The 13,267-nt window shown below is 41.9% G+C and carries 11 protein-coding genes; 4 read left to right on the forward strand and 7 right to left on the reverse strand.

Annotation, left to right across the window (positions count from 1 at the left end):
• Window positions 1-14: 14 nt before the first annotated feature.
• From hfq to ABH008_RS14460, 4 genes are all read left to right on the forward strand, one after another.
• Window positions 15-260, forward strand: a complete 246-nt coding sequence (gene hfq, locus ABH008_RS14445; protein ID WP_347986318.1) for an RNA chaperone Hfq — start codon at window positions 15-17, stop codon at window positions 258-260.
• Window positions 261-271: 11 nt separating this feature from the next.
• A complete protein-coding gene (hflX, locus tag ABH008_RS14450) occupies window positions 272-1,540 on the forward strand; it encodes a ribosome rescue GTPase HflX (RefSeq protein ID WP_347986319.1) in 1,269 nt (422 codons plus the stop codon).
• 40 nt (window positions 1,541-1,580) lie between these two features.
• Complete coding sequence (locus ABH008_RS14455; protein WP_347986320.1) at window positions 1,581-2,204, forward strand: RNA-binding protein; 624 nt, start codon at window positions 1,581-1,583, stop codon at window positions 2,202-2,204.
• 212 nt (window positions 2,205-2,416) lie between these two features.
• On the forward strand, window positions 2,417-2,986 hold the full coding sequence (locus ABH008_RS14460; protein WP_347986321.1) for a hypothetical protein: 570 nt from the start codon (window positions 2,417-2,419) through the stop codon (window positions 2,984-2,986).
• 74 nt (window positions 2,987-3,060) lie between these two features.
• On the opposite strand, the gene ABH008_RS14465 is transcribed toward ABH008_RS14460, so the two are convergent.
• The 7 genes from ABH008_RS14465 to ABH008_RS14495 all read right to left on the reverse strand — a co-directional run bounded on the left by ABH008_RS14465 (window position 3,061) and on the right by ABH008_RS14495 (window position 13,249).
• Window positions 3,061-3,495, reverse strand: coding sequence for a hypothetical protein (locus tag ABH008_RS14465; protein WP_347986322.1), 435 nt, complete (start codon window positions 3,493-3,495; stop codon window positions 3,061-3,063).
• A 480-nt stretch (window positions 3,496-3,975) separates the two neighbouring features.
• Window positions 3,976-4,956 carry a WecB/TagA/CpsF family glycosyltransferase gene (locus tag ABH008_RS14470; RefSeq protein ID WP_347986323.1) on the reverse strand — a complete coding sequence of 327 codons (981 nt, stop codon included), beginning with the start codon at window positions 4,954-4,956 and terminating at the stop codon, window positions 3,976-3,978.
• Window positions 4,957-5,694: 738 nt separating this feature from the next.
• On the reverse strand, window positions 5,695-6,420 hold the full coding sequence (locus ABH008_RS14475) for a phosphoadenylyl-sulfate reductase (RefSeq protein WP_347986324.1): 726 nt from the start codon (window positions 6,418-6,420) through the stop codon (window positions 5,695-5,697).
• Between the two features lie 5 nt (window positions 6,421-6,425).
• Window positions 6,426-8,012, reverse strand: coding sequence for a glutamate--cysteine ligase (gene gshA, locus ABH008_RS14480; protein WP_347989983.1), 1,587 nt, complete (start codon window positions 8,010-8,012; stop codon window positions 6,426-6,428).
• Window positions 8,013-8,279: 267 nt separating this feature from the next.
• Window positions 8,280-11,087 carry a class I adenylate cyclase gene (locus ABH008_RS14485; RefSeq protein WP_347986325.1) on the reverse strand — a complete coding sequence of 936 codons (2,808 nt, stop codon included), beginning with the start codon at window positions 11,085-11,087 and terminating at the stop codon, window positions 8,280-8,282.
• A 148-nt stretch (window positions 11,088-11,235) separates the two neighbouring features.
• Window positions 11,236-12,639 carry an argininosuccinate lyase gene (argH, locus tag ABH008_RS14490; RefSeq protein ID WP_347986326.1) on the reverse strand — a complete coding sequence of 468 codons (1,404 nt, stop codon included), beginning with the start codon at window positions 12,637-12,639 and terminating at the stop codon, window positions 11,236-11,238.
• A gap of 166 nt (window positions 12,640-12,805) precedes the next feature.
• Window positions 12,806-13,249, reverse strand: coding sequence for a type IV pilin protein (locus ABH008_RS14495; protein ID WP_347986327.1), 444 nt, complete (start codon window positions 13,247-13,249; stop codon window positions 12,806-12,808).
• Window positions 13,250-13,267: the final 18 nt, after the last annotated feature.

Consider the following 13,267-nt stretch of genomic DNA (forward strand, 5'->3'; position numbering starts at 1 on the left):
TAAGGAGAAATAGGATGTCGAAAGCCCAAAATTTACAGGACAATTTTTTAAATGCCCTGCGGAAAGAACATATCCCTGTGTCTATATTTTTGGTCAATGGGATCAAATTACAGGGTCGGGTTGACTCATTCGATCAATATGTGGTCATGTTAAAAAACACTGTCAATCAAATGGTCTATAAACATGCCATCTCGACAATAGTACCTGGCAAAAATGTCAGTATGGTACGTGAAACTACCGATGTTGGTAATGAAAGCTAAGAGGCGACTATTTGTTTGAACGTCCTGATGCAGGTGAACGAGCAATACTCGTTCACCTGAATTTACAAGCGGGCCAGGAAGATCTCTATGAACTTAAAGAACTGACTAAATCCGCTGGCGCACAGCCTGTGCATGTGGTAACTGGAAGTCGCTATCGTCCTGATCCAAAATTTTTTGTTGGTACAGGCAAAGTTGAGGAAATCCGTGTAGCCATTGGCACTTATGCCGCTGACCTTATCATCGTCAATCATCCATTAACGCCCAGTCAGCAACGCAATCTGGAGAAAGCTCTAGAAGTGCGCGTTGTAGACAGAAATGGCTTGATACTGGATATTTTTGCGCAACGTGCGCAAACTTTTGAAGGTAAATTACAGGTTGAACTGGCGCAATTAAAGCATTTATCGACACGCTTAATACGCGGCTGGACGCATTTAGAGCGTCAGAAAGGTGGTATCGGTTTACGTGGACCAGGGGAAACTCAGCTGGAAACGGATCGACGCTTGCTGGCCGTTCGTATTAAACAGATCCAACAACGTCTGGGAAAAGTCGAAAAACAACGACATCAAGGGCGTAGCAAACGCAAAAAAGCTGAGATACCTGCGGTATCGCTAGTCGGATATACCAATGCGGGTAAATCTACCTTATTCAATACCTTAACTGGTGCCGACATTTACGCAGCCGATCAATTGTTTGCCACACTTGACCCAACCTTGCGACAGCTGTCTTTACAGAATGGCAGCGAAATCATTTTGGCAGATACGGTAGGTTTTATCCGGCATTTACCTCATGAGTTAATAGCCGCTTTTCGCTCGACCTTACAGGAAGCCAGTGAAGCAGATTTGTTGTTACACGTCATAGACGCTGCGGCAGAAGATCGTGACGACACTATCTTTCAGGTGAATCAGGTACTCAACGATATTGAGGCCGGAGCCATTCCGCAACTTAAAATATTTAACAAAATTGATTTACTGGACGACTTTAGCCCACATATAGATTACGACGAAACTGGTAAACCCGTTAGTGTGTGGATTTCTGCACAAACTGGTGTGGGTTGTGATTTATTACAACAAGCACTCTGCGAGTTGTTTACTGGCAGCAAGGTCATCCGTAAATGTATCTTGCCAGCGCGGCAAACCGGTTTAAAAGCCAAGTTATTTGGTTTGGCTCGAGTCATAGACGAACAATTTGACGAATTTGGCGATTGCCAGTTAACCATAGAAATTGACAATAAAAACCTGGGTTTATTGCGTGAAATTCAGGTGGTAGACGATTTTAATTAACCCCCTCCTCCATCAATCAACCTAGCCAAAAGCTGCAAACATGCCAGATGCCTGGAAAAACGATGTTGACTATTTAAGAACAGAAGCATACAAAAGAGGACTATCTGTCACTCATAAACAAGCTTACGACTTTGTTTCTCAAGTTGCAGTGTCGGTTGATAGCGGTATAGATTTACAATCCGCACGCATCAAAGCATTTAATAATCTACTGGGCACTGCCACTGAACAAGCCATTGACGACAGGCATATTGTGCTTTTTGTGCAAAACATCCCTGAAGATACGCATCGTGCTGAATTACAAAACTTTGTTGATACTGCGCTAAAACGATTACTGATTTTTCGTAGTGGACGGGTTAGCAAAGTTGAAATTCTCACCTTACGCGACAAACAGACCTTGGAACTGGAATTTCATGGGTTAGTGTATGTAGATTCTAAAGTGGCTGGTTTAAAAGCAATTGAAAAACTGCACCTTAGCCGTTTCAAAAAACGTATTGTAACTGTCCGTGAATTTAAATTACGTTCTATAAAAAATGACAACCGAGATCTCGCCCACCCTTCTGCACCTTATGTACGGCAAAAACGTCTGGGTGACCGCCGCCGGGGCGCGCAAGTTGAATTACTAAACGATATAACGCAATTCTTTGATAATCCAGCAACGCGATAACGGAATAGGGTAACCCTATTGCGACGACAATTTAGCTGAAGTGAATGCGCCCAATTAGGCGGTTACTTTGGCAATTTTGAGTTATTGGATTAAAAATACACAACATAAAGGATAGGGTTTAATTAAACTATGTTATATAACATAGTTTAATTAAACCCTATCCTTTTTTAAGCTATAATAACTACACCATTAATAAGAAAAAACCAAAATCAATGACTCTTCATAACATACTTATCAGCCTTATTTTACCCGCAGCTTTAGTATTATCTGGCTGCGAAACACAACAACCCATTACTACTGATGCAGCACCTGAGATTGTTGCCCCTATCCCTGCAGTCAGCGCACCCACCAGCCAACCAGCTGCCGCCACAGCGGAAGTTAAACCAGAACATTGCGCACATCATCAAACGACAGAAACGCATGATTGCGTGAAGCATTGCGCTAAACATAAGGGTAAAAAAGGTAAGCTCTGCATCAAACATTGTGAACATAAAGCCTTAGCAGAGCATGATTGCGCAAAACATTGCGCAGAACATGCCGGTGAAAAAGACAAAGTTTGCGCAGAACATTGCACAGGTGATGTCAATGCAGCCGCCCATGCTTGCGGAACTGAACATTGTGCTCACCATGCGGCAGAGTCTGCCAAAGCCTGTGGTCCAGAGCATTGCGCACATCATCATGGAAATGCAGCACATCATTGCTCTGCAGAACATTGTGCAAAACATGGCGGCAATATGTCCGATTGCTGTGGCAGTGAACAAAAATGCGAAACCCATAAATAAAGCCGTTATCGCTGATAGTCTTAGGCTTTCTGCCTAAGGCTATCAAGCCGCACCAAACACCAACCAATTATAAATTACGCTTCAACTTCTGGCTCTGGTTCTGATCTTATCTGTAAACCCAAATCAATTGCCCAACTAACTACACTATTTTCCGCACCGTACTTAATGCGTTGTATTGCATATTGTATAGGCCAACAGCGCTGCCCATCGGGAAGGCATAATTCGATACAAACATCGCCCCTGGTATCCGGTTCATAAAAAATCCATAAACCACCCTTATTTAAGCGTACCACTTCTCCCATATAGGAGCCGAGACCAAACAAACGCTTACCCACATCTTTAACCAGCAAACCACCGGGCTTGCCAACGCCATCTTGACTATGCTCTTTAAAAAAGCGTTCAATTTCTAATAAACTTTGTGGCGAGAAGTCAGCCCGATAACCCGAACCAAGCAATGCACGCGAAACCCAATCTGCGCTGGCTTTAATTTCTAAATCGATGGTGTCCATTTGCTTAGGCCGGATATATTTAGTAATACCATTAAATTATAGACTTACAGTGTGTTTAAACATTTATACAGTGTGGTTAGTTAGAATTCTATAAATACCATTTTACAGAGAATTTATATTTAACACTTTATTATAATGGCAGAACAAAATGATTGCTAAGCTTAACCTGTAATAGTTTGGCTGTGGGCTATTCAGTAAGTTTAAAATTTTTGAAACTAAAGGATTGAAATTGAATAGTAACGGGCTATTAACAGTCATAAAAAGACTATTCGAGATAAACTAGTCAATACACTACATCAATTGATGTGTGTATAAAACAGTTACTTTGATGGTTAGTAGAAACAAAAAGCATAGCTGTAAGATGAGATTAGCTACATGCTTTTTCACTGCATTTAAACCACTAGTAGCATAAAATATTTCGGTCATGTATTTGGTGAAGACACAAGCTATGGTTGTGATTTTCGTTAACAGCTTAAAAAACTACAAACTAAACCGTTTAATTTTGCTGCTCACGAAATCTTTAATAAAGATTGCCAAAAAAACAGGGTTACTGGACAGATAACGTTTAAACAGACGACGTTCTTTTAACATACGGTATAACCACTCGAAACCCGACTTTTGCATCCAAACTGGCGCTCTTGAAATATGTCCAGAATGAAATGAGAATGCAGCGCCTACACCCAATTGTACCGGCACATTAATTCTATGCAGATGGTGGGCTATCCATTTTTCCTGCTTTGGAGCGCCCAAGGATACCCATAAAAAATGTGGTTCTGCAACATTAATTAAATCCACTATTTGCTGATCTTCTTGATCCGACAACGATCTAAACGGTGGTGAATACCATCCAACAATATCAGCGCCAGGATACCGATTATGCATAACATCAACCAAATCATGTAAAACTTCGTCGGTACTGCCCAGAAAATAATGTTTCCAGCCCTTGTCACGGCCTTCATCAATACATTTAAGCATCAAATCAGGTCCACACACATTGGTATCCAGCCCTGCATTCGCAATCAGGTTGGAATACCATACCAGTGGCACACCATCCATGGTACTCATAGCATTATTACAAATACTCTCCAGTTCCTTATCTTTTAAACTATTTACCAGCGTATGCACATTGACAATACACACTTGATTGACCGTTTTTGCCTCTATCCATTTTTGAAAGATATCTAAGGCTTTTTCATAATTTAATGCAGGAAATTTGATACCAAAAATATTAATAAGCTTTTCTATAGCAGAAACCTGTTTAAGACTATCAAACAAGGAATCATTCGCCATATATAATTGCACGGCATCGATATCGTTATCAACAGCTAACGATAAATCGGTAGCAGCCAGATTTTCTGCTTGCGTATCCTCAACCGATTTTTGGTAGTTTAATAGCGATAGATAAGTGAATACACTAGGCAACAGAATGGGGGCCGATGCAATTTTATGTGTAATATTCATATCGCTAAAGTCTTGAGTGGTTTTAAAAAATACAACTACAGATACGAGTTGCGCCTTTCTTAAACATTGCAAACTTTATGCCAAAATACTGAACAGTTGATAAACACCTGAAAAGACAATGCTTCCAATCCATTTACGCGCAGCTCAACCAAGCTTAATTAATTAAACTATGTTATTAAACACATTTTTAATTGGAAAAGTAGGTCAAATGCCCTATGTAATTGATTTACAAATATTCGGATTCAAATTCCATACCCGTATTTAAACACGGCGTTGCTTTACTCTAAGACTTTGATTTTAAATATCAGAAATGACAAATTGATGACAAGTTGAAATAAAAGACACCATTTTCTATGACCGCTTAACTGACCGCACAGACTGATATTGGCTAATTTCAGTAATTAAACTAGCATAAATTATCGTATCGAATTTAATTAAGCAATTATTGCTTAGCGAGCAAAAAAACGAATGCCTACTTTAACTTTTTATAGCCATTTTAACTAACAGATGCTGCCGAGCAAACAATTGTTGCTGAGCAGCTGTTGATTTAGCAACAGCTATAATGACATACTTAGGGTAACTTCGAAAAACTTGGCTTTTGTGCTTCGACAGGCTAGGCACAAACGGTAAGCTATTGATACATAAAGACACCGTTGTCGCCCTGAGCTTGTCGAAGGGTGGTTTTTCGAAGTTCTCTTAGATCAAAGCTTATTTACACTCATGCAATAGCACAACACATTATTCGGCTGTTAAATTTGTGGCATGCAGTCCACATTCTTTTTTAGCGGACTCTTCCCACCACCAGCGCCCAGCACGCTCATGCTGATTGGGTAGCACTGATCGTGTACACGGTTCACAACCAATACTGACAAACCCTTGGGAATGTAAACTGTTATACGGTACTTGATAGGCTTCAATATAATCCCACACCTGTTCAGAACTCCAGTTTAACAAGGGATTAAATTTAATGAGCGTTTTACCCACCCCCGCAAATGCAGTATCTAACTGAACTTCGGGAATATCTGCGCGAGTATCCAAACTTTGGTCCTTACGCTGACCGGTAATCCAGGCATCACAGTTTGCCAATTTACGGCGTAGAGCATCAACTTTACGAATAGCACAACATTCACTATGCCCGTCTTCATAAAAACTGAATAAACCTTTCTGTTTTACAAATGCATCCAAACGTTGAAAATCGGGGGTGAGTAATTCAATTTCTATTTGATAATGTTTACGTACCCGCTCCATAAACCGATAAGTTTCTGGATGTAAGCGACCGGTATCCAACGAGAACACTTGGATATCCTTGCGAATTTGCAAAGCCATATCGATCAATACCACATCTTCTGCACCGCTAAAAGAAATGGCAATATTTTCAAAATCAGCTAGAGCAGCTTTTAAAATAGCGCGCGGACTTTTGCCTTGTAAATTGATACAGGCGGATTCTAAATTAAAGGTAGTCATAGGATTCAACTTTGCGAAAAATAATGGGTCAAAAAATCATCAAAATTAAGACGATCATTGTTTTCAATAGTCAATTGCTTTTTATGGGAAGCAGCCGCCATCTCTTCAAATTGTTGCTGTTGCGGGGCATCCAAAGGCTGAGCCATAAAATAATGCTTATGCAAATTAGAGGTATTCTTAGCAAAACAACCAAATTCCTGATCATTTTCTTTCATACACGCCAATATTCTGGCCGATGGGGTTAGTGCGGGGTTATCCACTACCGCTAACTGCTGCTGCAAGGCCAACTGATAGTGTTTATCGATACTACCTTGATCCAGCAATGCACAAATAGGTTGCATAGCATGCAGAATACTGTGGGCCCAATCACGCAGACTAATATCCGTACCCATTTTATTGAGCATTAAACCCGGCTTACGGCCCTGATTAGCCACCAATAATTGATTATTATTATTGATGCAGAACTCTTCTGGCGCCTGATACGGACTATCATGTAACAAACAGGTTAAGAGAAAAGCTTCGATAAATCGAGCAGTACTTTCGTCTATACCGATGGGATTGAATAAATTCAAATCCAGTGAACGCATTTCCACATACAACACCCCACGGCGCTTTAGTGCCAGCGTGGGTTTTTCGCCAGACTGAGCAATCTGCTTGGGGCGCATAGTGCTGTAAAACTCATTTTCGATCTGCAAGATATTGGCATTCAGCTGTTGATATTCGCCATTTACCTTGACACCAATAGCTTCATATTCAGGATAAGGGGTATTAATTGCCGCACCCAAACTATCAACATATCCCTGTAGCGAATTGTAATCTATGCGCAATCCCGCCTGATTTTTACTTTTATAGCCAATATCACTCATGCGTAACGAAGTCGCATACGGATGGTAAACCGTATAAGCATCAAACTCCTGAAACTCGTCCATTAAACTGGGACGACTACTAAAAAACGTCTTACAAATGGCCGGCGAAGCACCAAACAAATACAGAATCAACCAGCCCTGACGATGAAAATTGCGGATCAGTCCAAAATAAGCCGATGAGATAAACTGTTCCAGCCCAGAATCTTCACCACTTAGCTGGTAAAGCACCGGCCATAAGCCTTCCGGTACCGAATAATTAAAGTGAATACCGGCAATGGCCTGCATGGTACGACCATAGCGGTGCCATAAACCTTTGCGGTAAACATGTTTCATTTTACCTATATTCGACTGACCATATTGTGCAATCGGTATACTTAAATCACCCTCAATACCACAAGGCATACTGGTAGCCAACAGCATTTCCTCTCCCAATAGCGGATAAGAAAACTGATGTAACTGGTGCATAAAATCCAGCGTTTGCTTAATATCTGCGAAGGGCGGTGTTATAAACTCCATCAAGGCTTCCGAATAATCGGTGGTGATATACGGATGTGTTAAGGCAGCCCCTATCGGAGCAGGATGAGGCGTCTGCGCAATAGCGCCATGATCGGTAATTCTAAGACTTTCTTTCTCTATCCCTTTTAACCCTTGTTTGAGTAAATGATGGTAATTGAGATCGATAAGACCTTGTAATCGACAAGGTAAAGCAGCGTGTTGATAATTCATGGTTATGGTATTTAACCCAGCTATGACGACTATAAATACGCAATTATAAGGTCTACAGTATGAGAGGGTGAAATAATCGGCCAATAATGTGTCGAAAATACTCATGCCCAGAAAATGGGTTTCATTCTAACTGAACAAGTATGCCTGACTATTCAATACCTTGACCTAACGCACTCCCACCATAATGAGATATACAGCACGCGATAACTAGCAATACTTGTCACCCTGCTTTTAGCGCATCAATCGCGACGGAGCAATCATTATCGCCTACAGCTCACCATGCATATTCAAACGTTCTTCCAGCTTTTGTTTGTAGCGTAAATAATGCACAGTTTGTAATTTTTCGGCAGCGTCTACCCCTAACACCCGGGGAGGCACATCAATATCGGTCAGATAAATTGGAAAATCATCACGACTTTGCCGAAAACTAAATATTTGCTGCTTAACAGCCTTGAAACTTTGTGCATCTTCAAAGGCAAAAGTATCTTCATTGCAATACAATACATAACTGTTAGTTGTTGCCGAATAACGAATGCCTACACGCATAGTCAGCGCACTCTGATCCAGCTTAAAATTCACCGCTTGTAAATTCAGTGTACGATTAGCCTGTTTTTGTATTTCGAAGCATTTAATCTCGGCGATAGCGGGCATTTTTGCCTGTAACGCCAGAGTGCCTAAAAACAAGGCATATTGTTTTAGAACTTGCTGGGGATGAGCCTTAGTATGTTGCGCAATGAACAATGCTGCTTTTTCATCAATGATATAAACACTGACAGATTCGCTACCAACGGCATAAAACAATTGCAATGAACCGGGTTGTATCTGTTTATAGAGTGCTGGTATACAGGTCTGTTCCAAAACCCAAGCATCGAACACAGGCAATGAAAACTCAGTTTGAGCGCGACCGAGTTCTTTCAGTAATTCGGCTTGATTATGCAAACAGGTATAGTTGAGTAAGTTTTCAACATATTGAAAGACATAATATACATTTTCAGCAGCCATAAAATAGCGGTTACGCAAAAGTTTTCCTGACTGTACAAAACAGGTTTGAAAAACAGCAAACAACTGTCGAATGCGTTCGCAAATACTCTTGGCAAGTGCCGGTGTATAACACAATACCACAAGCTGGTCAGTTGTTATGGGTTGTGGAGTCGTATTAAAAATAGCCAGCATACTCTCCAAACAGGCGGCTAATCCGCTAGCAGAATATAAACTCACCTCTCCCCAACTGGATACAGCAATTTTCGTTACCGTTTCCAACAAACTTAGCCGCTCTTCCCCATAACTAAAAGCATCGAAACGTTTACTGATATGCAACTGACCATTGGCATCGAAATGCGGTTGTACCGTTAAATTAACCGCTAATAACGTTGCAACACAATGACTGGGTTGAGTATAAACTTCCAGACTATCAGCCGCACCCGATAAATGCGTGCTTAAAAACGCATTAATTTCACTCACCAGTGCATTTAGATCGTTTTGGCTTAACTGTAAAGTAGCTGACACCAGTTTTAAATTAATGTGTTTATGATATAAACCATTAACCACCAACCAGCACAAAAGCTCGATTAAACTGCCAGCCTGCTTGATAGACTGAGAGTTACCAGCAGCACTGGAGCGGCTTTCCCGGTATAAGTGCCAGACACTCTCGCCTGACAATTGCGGCTTCTCCACCAATAACAGCATGGGTACACTGTCCTGCACCATGCTACGCGTGGTTAACACTTCTACTTTTTCCGGCAACGCATCCAAGGCAACGCGCAGCTTACGGCTTATCACTTTTAAATCATGATGTTCCAGATAATTATGATCGACAGGATTACCGACCAGCTTAAGCATCATACGCAAACACTGCTGTAGCTCCTCGCGAATAATACTATGTTGAACACAGGCTTTTTCAATAGTCCAAAAGCGTTGCCTACCCATTTTATCTAACAAACCCGCAGGCCAATCCCATTGCGCTGCAACATTATGTAAATAATCGTTACGCAGCAAACGCGTTTTCGGGTCTAGTTCGGCATCGCTGGCCCCCATAATTTTCAAATGAAAACATTCCCTGGCTAATTGCAAGCGTTCTGGAGCCTGCCGTGCTTGCAAATAAGATTGAACCTTACTGTAAATCAGCCAATAAGGATCGAGACTATCCACACTAAACTCACCTAAGTAAATTGCCTGCTTCAAACTGACACATAACCACTGTTGCTGCGGAAACTCACTTGCATAACTTTCCATCAAAAACAGCTTTAATAGCGATTTATGGGGTGAATTAAGGGATTTAAAGATTTGCCAAAGCGTTGCACTCACAAACTCGGTTAGCGGCATATGCTGCAAGCCGCCTAAATCAATCAGATCATAATCAGTAACAAAGCGATTAGCCAGTAAATGCTGCACATATTCAGCATACTTCAACTCTTGACTGGGCGGCACTAACCACCACACTGGAATCCGCCCTGCTATATAAATTGCGGTACGATAAAATTCTTCCAATAATAAAAAATGTTGGGTATAACCGCTACTATCGGCAGAAATTGGCGCATTTTCGCCACGTTTAAATTTTTCGTTATTGATTAAAAAAAAATGGGCTTCAATTTTTAAACTGGCAGCCCATTTTTCCAGTTCTTGTAATTTGCCAGTCAGTAAATCGAGTTCTACTGCATTCAGATCGGGTTGATGACATAACCAAATATCGATATCACTGTGCTTGGAAAAAGCCATGCTCCCCACACTGCCCATCAAAAACACACTGTACAGTTGTGGCTTTTTGCTCAGTTGCGGTTTATAGTCAAAACTTCTGGAAAATTGCCGGGCAATGCTCAGTGTCAGTTTGTCTGGATGGTATCCGGAAATACCCTGCGGAGTGCTAGAAGAAACAAATCCCGGTAACAGCGGATGATTAATGTGTAACAGTAAAGGTAATAACTGTAAAAACTCATACTGTTTGGGTTGCAAAAATTCTTGCAAACGTTGTAAGCGGCAAAAATTAAAGTATTTAAAGCGCTGAGTAATGGCGAGCAAATCCTTTTTACCGATTTCTTCGCCAGGAGCGCCTAAATGGATAGGAGGAAGACGATTCAAGTCACTTTTCTCATGTTTGTCACTCTATCCTCCGGCCAGTTAAACCCTTGGTTTTTTTAGCTAGCAAACCATCATTGCTGATAGATGCGTCTCATCGCATCAACACCTATAAAGACTTAACATGACAGCAGCTACCAATAACTTTTTCTTACCCGTTATTTTGAGCTTCCATAGCCTTTTTAGCAGCTGCAATCGCTAACCGCACGGTATCAGGTGCCGTGCCACCGATCAATTTCCGTGAAGCCACCGAACCTTCCAAAGTCAGAATAGCAAATACATCAGCCTCTATCAGCTGGGAAAACGCTTGTAATTCTGATAAATTTAATTCGGACAAATCCCGGTCAGTATCTAAACCCAAGCGCACTGCCTGCCCAACAACTTCATGTGCATCACGGAAAGCCATACCCTTGCGTACCAGATAATCCGCCAAATCGGTAGCCGTTGCAAAACCACGCTTTGCCGCCTGATACATGTTCTCGTGTTTGGCACGAATATGTGGCAGCATATCAGCAAAGGCGCGTAAACAATTAATCAGGGTATCTGCGACATCAAATAACGGCTCTTTATCTTCCTGATTATCTTTATTGTAAGCCAGTGGCTGACTTTTCATCAGCATTAACAGCGACATTAAATGCCCGGTAACCCGACCAGACTTACCACGAACCAGTTCCGGCACATCGGGATTTTTTTTTTGCGGCATAATGGAAGAGCCGGTACAGAAGGCATCGGGTATATCGATAAAATTAAACTGCGCACTGGCCCATAACACCAGTTCTTCCGAAAACCGCGATAAATGCAGCATAATCAAACTGCCGACTGCAGCAAATTCAATGGCAAAATCACGATCACTCACCGAATCCAGGGAATTATTAGATGGTCGGCTAAAACCCAATAACTCAGCCGTCATAAACCGATCCAGCGGATAACTGGTACCCGCTAATGCAGCAGCACCCAAAGGCATAATGTTGACGCGCTTATAACAATCTTGCAAGCGTTCGTGATCGCGACTGAGCATTTCGAACCATGCCATCAAATGGTGACCAAAGGTCACTGGCTGCGCCACCTGTAAATGGGTAAAGCCGGGCATGATGGTATCGGCCTCACGTTCAGCTACTGTTAACAATGCGAGCTGTAAGCGGCGCAGTTGCTGTTGTATGGTGGTAATTTCGCTACGCAAATATAAGCGAATATCGGTCGCCACCTGATCATTACGCGAACGACCCGTATGTAATTTTTTACCAGCAATGCCGATTAAATCGGTTAAGCGCGCTTCGATGTTCATATGCACATCTTCCTGCTTAACCGACCAGACAAACTCACCGCGCTGTATTTCTTCGCTAATTTGTGCCAATCCGCGTTGAATATCGGCAAGCTCTTGCTCGGTGAGGATACCAATTTTACACAGCATGGCAGCATGCGCCAACGAGCCTTGAATATCCTGCTGCGCCATGCGCCAGTCAAAACCCACCGAGGCGGTAAATTCTTCCACAAAAGCATCAGTGGCTTCGGCAAAGCGGGCGCTGGAAAGTTTTTCGGTATTTACAGTGGTCATCGTTGTAGAGTATTGGAAAAAATAAGCAATTATACCGTTATGGCAGGTGGTTTAGCATAAATCAGTAGGTTCAGGAGCAAATGTTTGATTATGACAAGCTGCTCTAATGGTCAGCCTAACCTACCCTGCTGCATCGGTTGAGTCTAAATAGCTTGCGGTGCAGCCATTAATGCGCCCAACAACTCGAAGCGGTAGCGTTAGTGCCACCACTAGCAATGGATTTAGTGCCAAAATTATCCAAAACAAAAGAACCGCAGCTATCCTTTGCCTGAACGGTACCGGTTACTGGCGTAGCTGTCAAAGTATAGGTGCCATATGACAAGGACCAACTAAGCGTATACAAAGCTGTACCCGATTGTGGTGAGTTAGTAATTGGTGGAGAGGCAGAAAATGCGGTACCCGTTGAATCTTTATTATAGTAGCCAGCTTCCGTGTAGTTTCGCTCCAGTAATTGAGCCAGTTGCAATAAAGACGATTTTGCGTCGGTACGATTGGATTGGGCAATATAACCGGTATAACTGGGGATGGCAATAGAGGTCAAAATACCAATAATCCCTATTGCTATCATTAGCTCCAGTAAAGTAAAACCCGCCATTGTTTTAATCTGCATTCTATTTTCTCACAATTT

Origin of the sequence: Methylomonas sp. AM2-LC, assembly GCF_039904985.1 — a bacterium.
Classification (GTDB): Bacteria; Pseudomonadota; Gammaproteobacteria; order Methylococcales; family Methylomonadaceae; genus Methylomonas.

Excerpts from the sequence above, each read along its gene's own strand:
- hfq (WP_347986318.1), top strand. The coding sequence starts at position 15 with ATGTCGAAAGCCCAAAATTTACAGGACAATTTTTTAAATGCCCTGCGG.
- ABH008_RS14460 (WP_347986321.1), top strand. The coding sequence starts at position 2,417 with ATGACTCTTCATAACATACTTATCAGCCTTATTTTACCCGCAGCTTTA.
- ABH008_RS14465 (WP_347986322.1), bottom strand. The coding sequence starts at position 3,495 with ATGGACACCATCGATTTAGAAATTAAAGCCAGCGCAGATTGGGTTTCG.
- ABH008_RS14495 (WP_347986327.1), bottom strand. The coding sequence starts at position 13,249 with ATGCAGATTAAAACAATGGCGGGTTTTACTTTACTGGAGCTAATGATA.
- gshA (WP_347989983.1), bottom strand. The coding sequence starts at position 8,012 with ATGAATTATCAACACGCTGCTTTACCTTGTCGATTACAAGGTCTTATC.
- ABH008_RS14455 (WP_347986320.1), top strand. The coding sequence starts at position 1,581 with ATGCCAGATGCCTGGAAAAACGATGTTGACTATTTAAGAACAGAAGCA.
- ABH008_RS14470 (WP_347986323.1), bottom strand. The coding sequence starts at position 4,956 with ATGAATATTACACATAAAATTGCATCGGCCCCCATTCTGTTGCCTAGT.
- argH (WP_347986326.1), bottom strand. The coding sequence starts at position 12,639 with ATGACCACTGTAAATACCGAAAAACTTTCCAGCGCCCGCTTTGCCGAA.
- ABH008_RS14475 (WP_347986324.1), bottom strand. The coding sequence starts at position 6,420 with ATGACTACCTTTAATTTAGAATCCGCCTGTATCAATTTACAAGGCAAA.